Annotated in this window: 14 protein-coding genes and 2 pseudogenes; 11 read left to right on the top strand and 5 right to left on the bottom strand. The window is 55.4% G+C overall.

Annotated elements, in window-relative coordinates:
• The coding region (gluQRS, locus tag CPT76_RS15835) for a tRNA glutamyl-Q(34) synthetase GluQRS (RefSeq protein ID WP_105443566.1) at positions 1-741 on the bottom strand (741 nt) is incomplete at its 3' end.
• 179 nt (positions 742-920) lie between these two features.
• Between gluQRS and hrpB the strand changes: the two genes are divergently transcribed.
• Both hrpB and CPT76_RS15825 read left to right on the top strand, forming a co-directional pair.
• Positions 921-3,275, top strand: a complete 2,355-nt coding sequence (gene hrpB / locus CPT76_RS15830) for an ATP-dependent helicase HrpB (protein ID WP_105443565.1) — start codon at positions 921-923, stop codon at positions 3,273-3,275.
• Positions 3,276-3,364: 89 nt separating this feature from the next.
• Positions 3,365-3,934 carry a general stress protein gene (locus CPT76_RS15825; RefSeq protein ID WP_374954650.1) on the top strand — a complete coding sequence of 190 codons (570 nt, stop codon included), beginning with the start codon at positions 3,365-3,367 and terminating at the stop codon, positions 3,932-3,934.
• 43 nt (positions 3,935-3,977) lie between these two features.
• Here the strand turns inward: CPT76_RS15825 and CPT76_RS15820 are convergent, their stop codons facing one another.
• The gene (locus CPT76_RS15820) at positions 3,978-4,196 is read right to left on the bottom strand and encodes a hypothetical protein (protein WP_146116253.1); all 219 of its coding nucleotides are present in this window, start codon (positions 4,194-4,196) and stop codon (positions 3,978-3,980) included.
• Between the two features lie 22 nt (positions 4,197-4,218).
• On the bottom strand, positions 4,219-4,509 hold the full coding sequence (locus CPT76_RS15815; protein ID WP_105443563.1) for a hypothetical protein: 291 nt from the start codon (positions 4,507-4,509) through the stop codon (positions 4,219-4,221).
• Between the two features lie 348 nt (positions 4,510-4,857).
• Here CPT76_RS15815 and CPT76_RS15810 point away from each other — a divergent pair, with 348 nt between their 5' ends.
• The 5 genes and pseudogenes from CPT76_RS15810 (at position 4,858) to CPT76_RS15790 (ending at position 9,447) form a co-directional block, all read left to right on the top strand.
• Complete coding sequence (locus tag CPT76_RS15810; RefSeq protein ID WP_105443562.1) at positions 4,858-5,247, top strand: DoxX family protein; 390 nt, start codon at positions 4,858-4,860, stop codon at positions 5,245-5,247.
• A 152-nt stretch (positions 5,248-5,399) separates the two neighbouring features.
• The gene (locus tag CPT76_RS15805) at positions 5,400-6,176 is read left to right on the top strand and encodes a pirin family protein (RefSeq protein WP_105443561.1); all 777 of its coding nucleotides are present in this window, start codon (positions 5,400-5,402) and stop codon (positions 6,174-6,176) included.
• 165 nt (positions 6,177-6,341) lie between these two features.
• On the top strand, positions 6,342-7,505 hold the full coding sequence (locus tag CPT76_RS15800; RefSeq protein WP_105443560.1) for an acyltransferase: 1,164 nt from the start codon (positions 6,342-6,344) through the stop codon (positions 7,503-7,505).
• Positions 7,506-8,053: 548 nt separating this feature from the next.
• Positions 8,054-8,416, top strand: coding sequence for a replication termination protein (locus CPT76_RS15795; protein ID WP_076169519.1), 363 nt, complete (start codon positions 8,054-8,056; stop codon positions 8,414-8,416).
• Positions 8,417-8,443: 27 nt separating this feature from the next.
• Positions 8,444-9,447: pseudogene (locus tag CPT76_RS15790) on the top strand (Gfo/Idh/MocA family protein).
• Between the two features lie 106 nt (positions 9,448-9,553).
• On the opposite strand, the gene CPT76_RS15785 reads toward CPT76_RS15790, so the two are convergent.
• Both CPT76_RS15785 and CPT76_RS15780 read right to left on the bottom strand, forming a co-directional pair.
• Positions 9,554-10,084: a TraR/DksA C4-type zinc finger protein gene (locus CPT76_RS15785; protein ID WP_105443559.1), complete on the bottom strand. Its 531-nt coding sequence runs from the start codon at positions 10,082-10,084 to the stop codon at positions 9,554-9,556.
• 29 nt (positions 10,085-10,113) lie between these two features.
• A complete protein-coding gene (locus CPT76_RS15780; protein WP_105443558.1) occupies positions 10,114-11,076 on the bottom strand; it encodes a cation diffusion facilitator family transporter in 963 nt (320 codons plus the stop codon).
• A gap of 269 nt (positions 11,077-11,345) precedes the next feature.
• Here CPT76_RS15780 and CPT76_RS15775 point away from each other — a divergent pair, with 269 nt between their 5' ends.
• The 4 genes and pseudogenes from CPT76_RS15775 to CPT76_RS15760 form a co-directional block, all read left to right on the top strand.
• Positions 11,346-11,723 carry a DivIVA domain-containing protein gene (locus CPT76_RS15775; protein ID WP_076167836.1) on the top strand — a complete coding sequence of 126 codons (378 nt, stop codon included), beginning with the start codon at positions 11,346-11,348 and terminating at the stop codon, positions 11,721-11,723.
• A 132-nt stretch (positions 11,724-11,855) separates the two neighbouring features.
• The gene (locus tag CPT76_RS15770; RefSeq protein WP_105443557.1) at positions 11,856-12,416 is read left to right on the top strand and encodes an AAA family ATPase; all 561 of its coding nucleotides are present in this window, start codon (positions 11,856-11,858) and stop codon (positions 12,414-12,416) included.
• Positions 12,417-12,612: 196 nt separating this feature from the next.
• A complete protein-coding gene (locus tag CPT76_RS15765) occupies positions 12,613-13,014 on the top strand; it encodes an RDD family protein (RefSeq protein WP_105443556.1) in 402 nt (133 codons plus the stop codon).
• A 273-nt stretch (positions 13,015-13,287) separates the two neighbouring features.
• A pseudogene (locus CPT76_RS15760) lies at positions 13,288-16,060 on the top strand (bifunctional cytochrome P450/NADPH--P450 reductase); the annotation flags it as partial.

Here is a 16,060-nt window from a genome sequence, read left to right as displayed (position 1 = left end):
AAACAAGGGAACGTGGGCAAAGGCAGGAATCTCCCAGCCCAGCGCCTGGTAGAGCTGGATCTGCCGCGGCGTTGAATCCAGCAGGTCGGCGCCCCGCAGAACGTGCGTGACCTGCATCATGGCGTCGTCCACGACGACGGCCAGCTGGTAGGAAAACATGCCGTCCGCCCGCTTAACGATAAAGTCGCCGGTGGCTGCCGGGTCAAAGCTGTGCTGTCCGCTGACGCCGTCGATGAACGCCACTGGCTCCTCCCCGACCCGGTACCGGATGGACGGCTGCTTCAGCTTGGCCTTGGCCGCCCTCTCTTCCGGGCTGAGATTCCGGCAGGTGCCGGGATAGGCCGGCCCTTCCGCGGCGAGACCGTGCGGTGCGCTGGCCGCGGACAGGAGATCGGCACGGCTGCAGAAGCAGGTGTACAAGGCGCCCTGCTTCTGCAGCTTGCCTAGGGCGTCTTCGTAATGCTGAAGCCGTTCGCTTTGCGTATAGGGAGCATAGGGACCGCCGACGTCGGGCCCCTCGTCCCAGTCGATGCCCAGCCAGCGCAAATCGTCCAGGATCTGCCGGGCCAAATGCGGCTTGGACCGGGGCTTGTCGATGTCTTCCATACGGAGGATGAAGCTTCCGTGCCCGGAGCGGATTTGCAGCCAGGCCAGCAGGGCTGTCCAGGCATTGCCGATATGCATTTCCCCGGAGGGGGTCGGGGCAAACCGTCCGCGCAGCTTCGGGTTGGTTGGGTTCATGATGAGCAGTCTCCTTTCCCCAATCATCAGTCAGGTCGGTCAATCTGAATGGATACATTTTATAGCAAACCTGAATAGATATCCAGCGCATGCAGGCTTTATAATAGAGGGATACAGCGTAGTCGGGCGATCGTCTGGGCCCGATCCTTACCTTACATAAAGAGAAAACGGGTGGAATTATGACAGAATTGGAGCTGCCGGTGCTTCAGGTCATGCCGGAGCTGAAAGAAATATTGAACCGCCGCACGTCGGCGCTGCTTATTGCTGAGCCGGGGGCAGGCAAAACGACCCAAACCCCGCTCGCCTTCCTCCATGAAAGCTGGCTGGACGGCCAAAAAATCGTCATGCTGGAGCCGCGCAGGCTTGCGGCCCGGTCGGCTGCTGCTTATATGGCCTCGCAGCTGGGCGAGAAGGTCGGCCAAACCGTCGGCTACCGGGTCCGGATGGACAGCAAGACCAGCGCGTCCACACGGATCGAAGTCGTGACGGAAGGAATATTGACGCGCATGCTGCAGCGCGATCCGGAGCTTGGCGGCGTCGGGATGATCATCTTTGACGAGTTCCATGAGCGCAACATTCATGGCGACCTGGGGCTGGCGCTTGCGCTGGAATCCCAGTCGGTCCTGCGGGAGGACCTGCGCCTGCTGATCATGTCGGCCACGCTGGAAGCGGAGCCGGTAGCCGCGCTGCTGGGCGGAGCGCCGGTCGTTCACTGCGCGGGCAGGCAGTATCCCGTCGAGACGGTCTATGCCCCGCCGGCGGCGGGAACCCCGCTTCATCAGGCCGTGGCTGCGGTCGTTACGAGGGCCTTGTCCGCCCATGACGGGGACATGCTCGTGTTCCTTCCCGGAGCGAGGGAGATCGGCCAGGTTCGCCGGATCCAAGGGGTCACGATCGTGGTCGACGCCGGTCTGATGCGGACGCAGATGTTTTCACCACGGACCGGCATGTCAGGGCTCACGACGGTCAAGGTGTCCAAGGCGTCGGCGGATCAGCGGAGAGGCCGTGCCGGGCGGACGATGCGGGGGACCGCCTACCGGCTATGGAGCCGGGAAGAGCAGGACTTTCTGCCGGAGCGGAGCACGCCGGAGATTATGCAGACCGATCTTGCCCCGCTGGCGCTTGAGCTTGCAGCCTGGGGGGTGAAAGACCCGCTCAACCTGCAGTGGCTTGATCCGCCGCCAGCAGCGGCGTTTGGGCAGGCGGTAGAGCTGTTGAAGCGCCTGGGAGCCCTTGATAGTGGAGGCGGGATCACCGGACTGGGGAAAAAGATGTCCGCAGCCGGGATGCACCCCCGTCTGTCGCGGATGGTGCTGCTGGGTGCCGCGCAGGGACATGGGATGCTGGCGGCCGTATTGGCAGCCCTTTTGCAGGAACGGGACCTGTTCCAGGGACAAAGTATGGACCGGGACGTCGATATCCGGAAGCGGGCCGAAGCCGCAGCTGCGTGGATGCGCGGCGGCCGGGGGGCGCTGTCCGGCCTTACGGACGAAGGGCGAATCCGCCGTATTGAGCAGGAAATCCGCGGTATTCGCGCTTCAATGGATTTGGATGCCGGTGCGGCGATCAATGAAGAATACGCAGGTCCGCTGCTCTCCTTGGCCTATCCCGACCGGATCGGACAGAACCGGGGTAACGGCAGGTTTCTGCTGACTTCGGGCAGGGGTGTAGAAATCGGACAGGTTCAGCTGCTGAGCCGTGCGCCGTATATCGTGGCAGCCAGCGTGGATGACGCCAAAGGGGCGGAGGGCCGGGTGCTTCTTGCCGCACCTCTTCCGGAGGAGGAGCTGTTCACACTTCATCAGGACGGCATCATCCGGGAAGGAGCGATCGCCTGGGACCGGCAAATCCAGGGGGTTAAAGCAAGGCAGGTGACGAGACTGGGAGCAGTCATCCTCCGTGAATCACCGGACCCCGCGCCGCCGTCAGAGGCCGTAGCCGAAGCGCTGCTGGACGGCATTGCCGTCGAGGGTCTGGATATCCTGCCGTGGAACAAGTCGTCAACACAGCTTCGACAGCGTCTGCAATTCATGCATCTGATGCATGCCGACTGGCCGGATTTTTCCGGAGAGACCCTCTCCGGGACCCTACGGGAGTGGCTTCAGCCATACCTGCACGGAATGAAGAAAAAGAGCGATCTGCAGCGGCTGCATATGTCCACCGTCCTTGAACAGAGCCTGACGTGGGAGCAGCGGAAGCAGCTGGATGAGGAGGCGCCGACGCACATCACCGTACCGAGCGGTTCGCGAATCCCGTTGGACTATAGCGACCCGGCCAAGCCGGTGCTTGCCGTGAAGCTTCAGGAAATGTTCGGATGGCATGAAACGCCGCGCATCGGCAGCGGGAAGGTGCCGCTAACCCTGCACCTGCTGTCCCCGGCTCAGCGGCCGGTGCAGGTGACTTCGGACCTGGCCAGCTTTTGGAAGCAGGGGTATTTTGATGTCAAAAAGGATCTCAAAGGCCGCTATCCCAAGCATTACTGGCCGGACGACCCGCTCGAGGCTGTTCCGACAAGGAGAACCAGGCCCCAATAATGTTATGGCCTCACATTCGGTTTATTGTTGTTTGCAAACCTCTGGGCAGGGGTAATAGAAGGCATAACAACAATGAATGGAGGGTGAACATGATGGATCATGGCAAAAAAATTGTTGGCGTTTTTGAGAGTGAGCAGGAAGCGTCCCGGGCGATCACCGAGCTGCAGGATTTCGGTTTCCCGCCTGAGGATATTTCCGTCGTAACGAGGGACCGGGAAGATTTGCAGACGATTACGGAAGATACCGGTACGAAGGCACCGGAAGGCGTGGCCGCCGGTGCAGCCACAGGCGGTATGCTCGGCGGTGTGGCCGGACTGCTGGCGGGGATCGGCGCACTGGCCATCCCTGGAATCGGGCCGATTCTTGCGGCGGGTCCGATTGCCGCGACGCTTGCCGGTGCTGCGGTAGGTGCCGGTGCCGGCGGACTCGTCGGCGGCTTGATCGGCCTGGGCATTCCAGAGGACGAGGCCAAAGAGTACGAAACTTATGTGGATAAGGGTAAAATTTTGGTCATCGTTGATGCCAAAGGCCGCGACCGTGACATCTACGATGTGTTCAACCGAAACCGTTCGCTGAATGCCGAGCGCTATAACAGGGATCTCGGGCTGGTGACCGACGATACCGCTTCCTTGACCGATAACGATCACGTTCGCCCGTAATGGCATAAAAAAGACGGCTCCTTCAAGGGGCCGTTTTTTACGTTCAGACCATTTTAACGGCCTTATAAGCCCATTTCAGGTCCTGCTCCCACTGCGCCGAATCGTCCGGCAGAATCCAGGCTTTACGGACACAATACTCCGTAAGCCGCTGCAAAAATTCAATAGCCGTTCTCAGCTCGTTGGCTATACTGTCCTGAATAAGCGGCGGATTTTCCAACAGGCACTGGGCAAGTAGAGAAATCCGGACTTGTGTATCCTGCATCAGATCTGCTGCAATATATTGATCATTGAGCGCCTTTAGGCCGGTCAGGCTCTCCAGGAGGGGATTCATGGTCGTCACCTGCTTGGAATGAGGATGAAATCGCTTGGGTTTGCCGGTAAAAAACGTCGTGGAGCTGCTCGAGCAGCGATTTGCGCATTTGGGCGCTGATCTTCAGCAGATCGATGAGAGCGGAGTCGGAAACAAGCTGCACCAAGGTCTCGGACTTGATGATGCCCAGCGTCTCATGCCTGATCAGTTTTTGCAAGGAGGCGTTCGGAGCGGGACTTCCGGCCATCTTACGGCTGCTGTCCATCATTGCACCCCCTGTCTTTTTTGGAATATTGTTGTCTGGATCTTAAGAAGCTATGCATCGGATAGATTCACTTTGTTTAGACTCCTAAGGACGCGAAGAAACTTGTAAATCAGGTGTTGACAAAAAACGAATTATGAATTATCTTAAATTTAAGATATTTACCAAACAGAAATGAGGCTGATCTAATGCAGTGGTTATGCCGATATTAGCGGGTAGAATGAATTGAATGAAGGAAGTTTGTTAAAAGTTACAACGGAGGGTTGGCAGTTTGGATAAAGGTGACGCTTTTTTTTAAACTAATATCTCAATATTAAGAAAATTAATTTTAAAAAATGGAGGTTGTTAAAAATGGTTGCATGGGGATTGTTGATTATTCGTTTGGTGATTGGACTTACGTTTGCCGGGCATGGCGCGCAGAAGCTGTTCGGCTGGTTTGGCGGAGGTGGCTTAAAAGGGACAGCCGGGTGGCTCGCATCGATGAACTTGAAGCCGGCTTTCTTGCTGGCGCTGATTACGGGGATCTTTGAATTTGCAGGTGGATTGCTGTTTGCTGCGGGGATCTGGACTCCACTTGCGGCCATCATGATTGCTGTAACGATGATCGGCGCCATCGTCACCGTCCATGGCAAAAACGGATTTTGGGTGACCTCGAACGGGTTTGAGTATAATCTGATCCTGATCGCCGCGGTCGTCGGCGTGGCATTGACCGGTCCGGGTGCATACAGCCTGTTCCAGTAAGGACAGCTATCGTAAAATATATAAGTGTAGTGGTCGGGTGTGTATACTCCATTGAATTGGGTGTTTCGTGAGTAACGGATACGCAAGTCAATCATTTAGATGAATCGTGATTGATGTAAATTTAACACAAGGTGTGAAAGGATGGGATGATCATGCATGTACGGCGCTATTTGCCCTCGATGCAGGGACGCGGAGCATTTGACGGAGGAAAGATCACAGAGCAGAAGCCAATCGGTTTCCCTGGGGAGGGATCGGTCATTAACCGGATCGGCCCTCTGTTTTATTGGGCATGGGCCCACACTCCGGAGGAAGGACATATTCCTCTTCATCCCCATTTTGGATTTGAAATTATGACGTACGTCATCCAAGGAAAGGCTGAACACGGGGATTCCCTCGGTACCCGCAGCATGGTTGGTTCCGGCGGAGCCCAGCTCATCCGGGCGGGGTCCGGAGTCAGCCATGAAGAGCGTCTGATCGGTCCGGACATGGAGAGCTTTCAAATTTGGTTTGAGCCGGATCTGAAAGTATCGAACAAGCGGGAACCGTCTTACGAGCAATGGGAGCACGAACAGTTTCCGGTAACGGAAACCGCCGGCGGCACCGTGAAGCAGATCGTAGGGGGAGACGCTCCGCTTAAGCTCAGCGTGGATGCCGGAATGTGGGACGTTCAGCTGGAAGCTGGCGGCACCTACAGCCACTCCCTTCGCAAGGGCCGATCGCTGACCGCGCTCGCGCTTCAGGGCGGCGGCCACTGGAGCGGTGAGCTTCCGGGCGTACATGACGAAACGTTTGATCCGCGCGACTTTATGCTGCTGAGCACAGATCATGATGAAGAAATCACGGTTCAGGCCAAGGAAGGCCCGCTTCGGATGCTGCTGATTGAAGTTCCGGAACGCGTGGATTACGCGCTGCTCCCTAAACGCTATTAACGATGCGGCCTCGTTACGTATTATCAGCCAGGCTGTAAGTTCCAAAGAACGCTTTGCCAATTCTTTCTGGCAGGCGTTCTTTTTTTCGTTTAGGATGGAAAAGGGTAAAGTAAAGAAAATGAGCTGTGGTCAGGAAAGTGATTTTTTTTGCACCAGGAGGAAGGTATGTCAAAGAAAGCGAGAATACAGGAAATAGAGCTGCTGCGAGGGCTGGCCTTCTTGGCTGTGGCCATGCAGCATGCGATCGCACACTACTCCATCGTCGGCGGGGTGGCAATGGAGGACGGGGTTATCATGACGCTGTTGCTGATGGCGGCTAAGTTTGCGGTGCCCGTTTTCATTTTTATCACCGGGATGGTGCTGTTCTACAATTATGACGGACCGCTGCGGTACGGCGTTTTTATGCGAAAAAGGTTCAGCGATGTACTGGTTCCCTACATCTTGTGGTCGGCTGTTTATTTTGGCATCAGTCAGCAATGGAACTTCGGGTCTCCCGAACAATGGGGGAAATGGGCGATGATGCTGTTCACGGGTAAGAACAGTTATCATTTATGGTACGTGGTCATGATCATGCAGTTTTATTTGCTGTTCCCTGTCTTTCGGATGCTGATCCGCCGGATTATGCAGGCTGCTCCGCATCGATTGTGGACGGCCCTGCTGGTGCTCAGCGGTTTGGCTTATCTGGTGCTGCTGTACTTCCGGCCGGATATCAGCGCCCTGCTGACAAAAGCGGATATCCCGTTTCTGACGCCGTTTTTTACGGCTTACGCCGATCGCAACTTCGTCTACTTCATGTTTTATTTCATACTTGGGGCTGCAGCGGGTATGCACCCCGAGCGGTGGAGATGGGCGGTAGAGAAAGGAGGAGTCATTTATACGGCTGTCTTTTTGATCTTGTTCGGATATTTTACGTATAAGCTGGTGGCCAGCTTCCAAACGGCGGACGGGCTGAACATAAATTTTAATGCAGTTTCGCTGCTGCGTCCGTTGATTGCCGTGTTTCTGGTAAGCTCGGTTTTCGTCATTTACAGATACGCGCTCCAATGGACTCGTCAGGCAGGTCCGCGGTCCCAGCGGGCGATGTCCCTGCTCGGTAAATATTCGTACGGCACTTATCTGGCTCATGCCCTCATGCTGCGCTATACGTATTCCTTTGATGCCTGGTGGTTTGCCGGATGGAACGTGGCAGTGCGGATGCTGATGTCTTTCATCATTTGCGTGCTGCTGTCTTATCTCCTCATCGTGGTTTTATCTTACTTGCCATTCGGCAAGTGGACGGCTGGGGTCTCTTCCTTGAGAAAAAAAACAAGCCCGCCAAAAACAGCCTGATTCCAGTAAGCTGTTCCAGCGATCCACCAACGCGAGTGGACAAGCATCCCAACAGCCCGGCATCTCCAGCGATAAATCGCACCTTGCGACCAATCTCTTAAACACCTTGTATCATCAAAAAACCTTGAATTCTCAAAAAGCCTTGAGTTCTGCCCCGGCGGATCCAAGGCTTATTTATTTGCCAACCCAATGATGATACAATTTCAACATATGAAAAATTCACAATAGAATAAACCCAATACGTACCGAATCTTGCACCTTTGGAGCCATTCTGCCATGCCCCGCGTACTTAACTCATCCAGGTCCATGGTAAAAAGGAAGGCCCCAAACCGACTTAGACCGTTCCAGACCGATCTACTCTGATCCAAAACGGACACAGATAACGGTTCAATCCTGTTCTATGGCATTCTCAATAAGCCCGTTGTACTGAAATTGCCGCAGATTCTCCCAAAGTGAAACCTTCATGCTATGCGATTTGGAAAATAGTCGTTTATAATGGAGGTAAATTGGTTAATGAAGGAAATAGGGAAGAAAGCGAGGAAGCTGGCATGGCCTTTATGATTGCCCAGCGGGCATTTATTAAAGCTTACCTGATTACGATGGTGGAGCAGCACCGCGGATATGGTTATCAGATGCTGGAGGAGCTGAGACAGGAGTTTAAGAGCTACGGCTATTCTCCACCGCAGAGCGAAATTTACCGTGCCCTGCACGAACTGGTGCAGGAGGGCATTTTCTACCGGACCAAGCAGCTGAAGGGCAGCGATCCGCGGGTGGATTTTCAGGAAATCGTATTGTACCACTTTACGGACGATGGAGCCGAGAAGGCCAAGCTGTATAAAAAACAGGTCAAAACCGATCTGGACCGCTGTCTTGGCATTCTGCACAAGGCGGTTAACGACAATTACCAATAAGACCCAGAAGGGAAGGAGGCGTAGGGGATGCAGGAAAAGCTGCGTTTTGGGGTTTTAAGCACGGCCAGTATCGCGAGAAGCGCTTTTATTCCCGGCGTCCAGAACGCCAGACGCGCCGAGATTGCGGCGGTGGCTAGCCGGAATTACGCCAAAGCCAAAGATACGGCGGAACAGTTTGATATACCGAAGGCGTATGGAACCTATGAAGATCTGCTGAAGGATCCCGACATTGATGCGGTCTATATTCCACTTCCCAACCATTTGCATAAAGAGTGGACGATCAAGGCGGCAAAAGCCGGCAAGCACGTGCTGTGCGAGAAGCCGTCTGCGCTCAGCCCCGAAGAAGCTTCCGAAATGGTCGAAGCATGCAGGGAAGCGGGAGTGATTTTCTCCGAAGCATTTATGTACAGGTATCATCCGAAGCATCGCAGGGTCCGGGAAATCATCGAGGAAGGCGAGATCGGCCAGATCCGGGCCATTCACGGGTGCTTCACGTACAACCACATCGAAAATAAGGAGAACGTGCGGTCAAAAAAACGATGGGCGGCGGGGCCATCTATGATGTTGGCGGCTACCCGATTTCGGCGGCTCGCATGATTCTAGGCGAGGAGCCGCTGGCTGTGTCGGTTCAGGCGCTGTTTTCGGAGGAACACGATCATGTGGACGTCATGGCAACCGGTCTGGTGGAGTTTCCGAACGGCGTCGGGCTGACCTTTGACTGCGGCATGTGGGCCGCGCCCCGGTGCTCGCTGGAGATCGTCGGCTCGCAAGGACGGATCGAGATGCCGGTTGCATTTGGCTGGGAGCAGAGCGAGGAGCCTGCCCAGATTATCGTCCATGTTGGGGATCAGCGGCGGGAGGAACGCTTCGGTGTGCTGAGCCATTTCATGTTGGAGGCCGACGCCTTTGCCGCAGCGGTATTGGACGGAACGCCGCTCCCTTATCCTCCGGAAGATGCGGTACGGAACATGAAGGTTGTGGAAGCGTGCCTGAAGTCAGCCGAGACGAAACAGAAGGTCTTCCTGCAGTAAGCGTTCATCTGTAAGCACCGAGGGAGGCGAGACACAAGTCGCAGGACAATAAAAGCCCCGGGTTCTCTGGTGGAGATCCCGGGGCTTCGGTTCGTGTGTACCGGCTTTACATGCCTTCATCATAATCGGTGACGTCACGCTTGGCTGCCATGGCCGGCGTGTTAGACGTGCCGTACTCTTCGACGGACTCCCATGCGTCCGCATCATCAAAACGGCCGTCATAGCGCTGCCGGTTCTCCCCTGCGCCGGATGGCGGCGGAGTGATCACCTCTTCTTCGACCGGCCGGTCGCTGCTGAGGTCCCGATTCGGCGTATGCTCCACGCAATAAGCGGTGTACGGGATCGCCTGCAGACGCTCGAACGGAATGTCCCGGCCGCATTCAACGCATTGGCCGTACTCCCCGCGGTCCATGCGCCCAAGGGCGCTGTCGACCTGCTCCAATTCATCCTGCAGCGTGTCGTTGACGGCCAGGTCCCGGCCGCGTTCGAACACCTCTGTGCCGACATCGGCGGGGTGATTATCGTAAGAGGACAGCTCACCTGTGGAATCGGCGAACTCATGGATAAGACTCCCTTCTGACAGTAGAATAAGGTATCTGTACTCTTTCCTTACCCCAAAGGCGTCGGGAGCAATCATGCCGTGTCCGTCAGCTCCAGCTGAACAGTCTAGACGGTATCCGTTCCGTCCAGTGCGCAGGGCAGATCGCCGATCTCGAGCTGTAAGGTGGTATGGCCGATGCCGAATTGCTCGCGCAGCTCAGCGGCTGCCTGCTGCAGAAGTTCATCGCCATTGCAGGGCTCCGTCACCACGAGATGTGCCGTGAGCGCCGTTTCCGTGGTGCTCATGCCCCAAATGTGCAGATCATGCATGCTTTTGACCCAGGGCAGGGAAGTCAAGTAGTTTCGGATGGCCGCAATGTCTGTGCCCGGAGGCACGCTGTCGAGAGCCATGTTAAGCGAATCCTTCAGCAGCCCCCAGGTGCTGATGCCGATCACAAGCACAATCATCAGACTGACGACTGGGTCGACCCACAGCCAGCCCGTTGCGGAAATGACGATCCCTGCGATGACTACGCCGAGCGATACGCCGGCGTCCGCAGCCATATGCAGAAACGCCCCCCGGACGTTCAGATCACCCCGGCGGCCGGAAACGAACAGCAGCGCCGTCAAGGCGTTGATGAGGATGCCGACAGCCGCCACCCAGATGACGTCCACGCCGTCGACCGGCTGCGGGTGGATGAGGCGGCTGATCGCGCCCCAAGCGATGAGCGCGATCGCCGCGAGCAGGAACAGGGCATTGAAGAGGGCGGCGAGGATGGAGGAACGGCGGTAACCGTACGTGCGCAGCTCCGTCGCTTTCTTTCGGACGAGGAGGCTGGCGACCCAGGCCAGCACGAGAGCGAGGACGTCGCTTAAATTGTGTCCGGCATCGGCTACGAGCGAAAGGGAATGGCTGATCAGGCCATAAGCCGCCTCCAAAATGACGAAGGCCGTGTTGAGCACGATACCGATCAGAAAAGCGCGGTTATAATCTGCCGGTCCGTGTGCATGCGAATGCGAGTGTGAGTGCGAGTGTGAATGTTCGTGAGTGGTTGAGTGGGAATGATGGTGATGATGACCGTGTGCCATAAGCGGCTCCTCCTTTTGAATACAAAGCAAATTGCATCCATGTCTTAATTAACATTAACATATGAGCATCTATTCATATAATAACATATTTCACGCTTGTGTCAATTTGTGCCATCCTTTAGGATGGCCATTTTTCTTTGGAACATTCTCCAAAAAAGCGGGGAACGGTTTTCATCCTTAGCAAGGATGTGATATAAAAAATATAGGGTGTGGGAGTAATACAGGACATCCTCCCTTTGCGGGGCTAGAGATTTGGAGGTATTCGTCAAATGGATGAACATATGCAGCGCCGATTGGATAAACAGAAGAAGCTGTTCAAGCAGCTGGGCATTCATCTGGATGCACTTTCCATCCATGAAAAGGTGTTCAGCAACAAGCTTCGGGGTTACGATCCGGAAGAGGTGGATGCCTACCTGGATGAAGTCATAAGCGATTACGAGCGGTTTTATGCGATCATTTCCGATCTGATGGATAAATGGCAGGAGCAGCAAATCACGCTGCGCGACTTGAAAGCAGGCTCACGGCCGGAACCGGACCGTTTTGCCATCGATCCGAAGGTGATAGAGGATATCGTATTGAAAATGGAGTACAACCTTAGACAGCTCAAAAGCAAAATCAGGCCGGATCCTGACTTTTTCGTCGATTAATCCATTACATACAGACATACTGCGAGAGCCCTACCGAATAACATGGACAGAAATCCTGGTTCGGAGGGCTTTTTATGTTTGCGTTCCTGTTGAATTCATCCAACCACGCGAAATGGAAAGGAGAGGGACCGTATGAAATTTATCCTTATATTTGGCCCGCAGGCCGTAGGCAAAATGACCGTAGGACAGGAGCTCGAAAAAATAACGGAGCTGAAGCTTTTTCACAACCATATGACGATTGAGCTGGTATCGCCGTTTTTCAGCTACGGTTCGGAAGCCGGGAAACGGCTGGTTGGATTGTTCCGGAGGGAGATCTTTGAAGAGGTTGCCAAGAGCGACCTGGCCGGCCTTATTTTCACGTTTGTTTGGGCGCTGGACATGAAGGCGGATTGGGATTATGTGGAGGAGGTCTGCGGTATATTCGAATCGAGGGGCGCGGAAGTTTTTCTCGTGGAGCTGGAGGCTGATCTAGATGAACGGCTCTCCCGCAATCTTAGTCCAAACCGCCTGCAGCATAAGCCAACGAAACGGAACACGGAGTGGTCCGAAAATGAGCTGAAGACATCGATGGAAAAATACCGGCTAAATTCATATGACGGCGAGATCAAGCGGGAGAACTATTTGAGAATCAACAATACGGATTTGAGCGCAGAAGAAGTGGCGCGCCAGATTAAGCATGAATTCGGGCTATAGTTTTTCACTACGGCCACAAGCTGACGCAATCCAGTAAACTTTTTCTTCTCCGTGACGTTCTTTAAATATAAGCAGCATATTGCTGGAAGGGCGCATGGAAGAAACAATGGTCATGCCGTCGCATATGTAAAGAATGTACCGCCAAAGCGCCAGAGTACTATGAATAAAACTTGGGGTACGAGAAGGAGGAGGCGGAATGAATCGGAATGCTGGTTTTTGGATCAGGGTTGGGGCATCGCTGGTGGATGGGCTGCTCGTCGGCTTGCCGATCATGATTGTGGTGTGGATGATTACGGGAAAATGGGGAAACGAGGATTGGATTTCCGATACGATCAGCGGTTTGTATTCACTGCTCGTGCCTGTATTCTGGAACGGTTATACGGTGGGCAAAAGGATATGCAACATCCGGATCCGCAAGGTGAGCGATCACCAGCCCCCTGGAATCGGGACCATGCTGCTGCGGAACGTCGTTGCCGGCCTCGTGTATGGTCTTAGCTTAGGCATCTGCGTGATCATCAGTGCTTTTATGGTGGGGCTGCGTGAAGACAAACGGTCGATTCATGACTTTATTGCCGGGACGGAAGTCGTATATGACTGAACAATGTCCTGGCTGAAAAGTAACAGGAAGCACGCCGCATTGCCGGTGAATTCCGGACCTCTGGCTGATGTGCGGGACAATCATATCATGATAGGGTAAAAGGTAGGATAGGACAGCGTTGTCAGGCGTAAGCAGCCGCAGCCGTCAAATCCTCCTTTTTTCTTATGAAATGACCGAATTACTATTTTGGTCAGTCGGTATTCTCGGGACGGTTAACGGTCCGCTGCGCGGGCTGGATTAAAGAGAAAAAACAGGATGATGGAGGGAATAACCATGACGCAAACCATTCAGGTGCCACAACCTAAAACCTACGGACCTTTAGGCAATCTGCCTTTGCTGGATTCCGCCGCACCGGTGCAATCGTTGGTGAAGGTCGCTGCGGAGCTCGGACCGATCTTTCAGTTCCAATATCCCGGCGGCCGCAGGGAGCTGTATGTGTCCGGCCATGAATATGTGAAGGACGCCTGCGACGAAAAGCGTTTTGACAAAAGGATCTGGGCTCCGCTGCAGAACGTGCGCGCATTTGCCGGTGACGGCCTTTTTACGAGCGCAACCCAGGAACCCAATTGGAAAAAAGCCCATAACATTCTGCTGTCCAGCTTCAGCCAGCGGGCCATGCAGGGTTATCATACGAAAATGCTGGATATCGCCATGCAGTTGATTCAAAAATGGGGAAGGCTGAACCCGGACGAAACGGTGGACGTTCCTGCCGATATGACCCGGCTGACGCTCGACACGATCGGGCTGTGCGGGTTTAGTTACCGTTTTAACAGCTTTTACCGGGAAAACAATCACCCCTTTATCGATGCGATGGTACGGGCGCTAGACGAAGGGATGAACCAGCTTCACCGGCTGGGCATCCAGGATATGTTTATGATCCGGAAGAAGCGGCAGTTTCAAGAGGACATCCAGACGATGTTTTCACTCGTCGATGAACTGATCCGGGAGCGCAAGGCGCATGGCGGGGATGAGGATGACCTGCTTGCACATATGCTGGACGGTGTTGATGCAAATACGGGGGAGCGGCTGGATCAAGAAAATATCCGCTACCAGATGATCACGTTTCTGATTGCGGGGCATGAAACGACCAGCGGTTTGCTCTCCTTTGCGATCTATTTTCTGATGAAAAACCACGATAAGCTGCGCAAGGCCGTGGAAGAAGTTGACCGTGTTTTGAAAGATCCCGTACCGACCTATCAACAGGTAAGGGATCTGAAATATGTCCGGATGGTTCTTAGCGAATCCCTGCGGTTATGGCCGACAGCACCGGCTTTCTCGCTGTACGCTAAAGAAGATACGATGATTGGGGGAACCTATCCGATCCAGCAGGGCAACAGCGTGACGGTGCTCATTCCGGGACTTCACCGGGACGTGCGCGTCTGGGGCGATGACGTGGAGGTATTCAAACCCGAGCGGTTCGAGGATCCTAGCAAGGTTCCGCATGATGCGTATAAGCCGTTCGGCAACGGCCAGCGGGCGTGCATCGGCCAGCAGTTCGCCCTGCAGGAAGCCACGCTTGTGCTGGGGTTGGTGCTGAAGTATTTTGACTTGGTGGACGCCGGCCACTACGAACTCAAGGTTAAAGAGACGCTTACGCTAAAACCGGAAGGATTCCGGATCCGTGTCCGCAGCCGAAAAGGCGCATTGATCCCGGTGGGTTACGGCAGCGCCGAGACCGTGGAAGCCGCTGTCAGCGAATCCACCAAGCCGGCTTCTCTGGCTGCAAATGAACATCATACTCCTCTGCTTGTCCTGTACGGCTCCAATTTAGGCACCGCGGAAGGCATCGCCAGGGAGGTGGCTGACCGCGCGAGGTACCAGGGATTCGACAGCCAGGTCGGTCCCCTGGACGACTATGCCGGCGCGCTTCCGAAGGAGGGGGCAGTAATTATCGTAACGGCGTCCTATAACGGCCAGCCCCCTTCCAACGCCAAGTCGTTTATGGAATGGCTGGAAACCGCCGATCCTTCCGCCTTCCGGGACGTCCGCTACGCCGTATTCGGCTGCGGGGATCACAATTGGGCCAGCACGTACCAGCGGATCCCGCGCCTGATTGATGAGCAGTTGGCCGTCAAAGGGGGGAAGCGGCTCCTTCCGCGCGGGGAAAGCGATGCCAGCGGCGATTTTGAACGGGAAGTGGACGACTGGACGGAGCGCTTATGGCCGGATTTGATGCCGGCGCTGGGACTCCCGGTCTCGGACGTCCGCGACACCAAGCGGAGCACGCTGTCGCTGCGCTTTGTCCAGGGCGTGGCTGCCGTGCCGCTTGCGGAGACCTACCACGCCGTATCCGGGCGGATTGTGCGCAGCTGCAATCTTCAGCACGCAGACAGCGGAAGGGTCACGCAGCACATCGAAATTGCGCTGCCGGAGGGTACGGCTTATCGCGAAGGGGATCATCTGGGCGTGCTCCCGGTCAATCCTGAGCCATTGGTGCGGCGGGTGCTCCGCCGATTCCAGCTGGACGGCTCGGCGCACCTGATTCTGACGGCAGACGGAAAACACAGCGCTCACCTGAAGACAGGAGTGCCGATCCGGCTGGACGAACTGCTGGCACGCAGCGTCGAGCTGCAGGAACCGGCCACCCGTGCCCAAATTCGGGAGCTGGCATCGTACACGGTATGTCCACCGCATGCTAAGGAACTGGAGGCCATGCTTGAGGAAGGCTCGTTCCAAACTAACATTCGGGCGAAGCGGGTTACGATGCTTGACCTGCTTGAGCAGTATGAAGCCTGCCAGCTGCCGTTTGCGCGTTTTCTGGAGCTGCTGCCGGCGCTCAAGCCGAGATATTACTCCATCTCCAGCTCGCCCAAAGTCAGCCCAGGCACATCCAGCATTACAGTCGGTGTCGTTCGGGGTGAGGCATGGAGCGGTAAGGGAGAATACTTCGGTATCGCCTCCAACTACCTGGCCGTACAGAAACGTGGGGCCGAAGTGCTGGTGTTCGTCCGATCTCCTGAATCTGGCTTTGTGCTGCCGGAGGATCCCGCACGCCGATGATCATGGTAGGGCCGGGCACGAGGCGTGGCTCCGTTCAGAGGCTTTA

Origin of the sequence: Paenibacillus sp. AR247, from assembly GCF_002968895.1 — a bacterium.
GTDB classification, from domain to species: domain Bacteria; phylum Bacillota; class Bacilli; order Paenibacillales; family Paenibacillaceae; genus Paenibacillus_AQ; species Paenibacillus_AQ favisporus.
The sequence above is the reverse complement of the archived record's forward strand: the minus strand, read 5'-3'. Positions and strand labels throughout refer to the sequence as shown.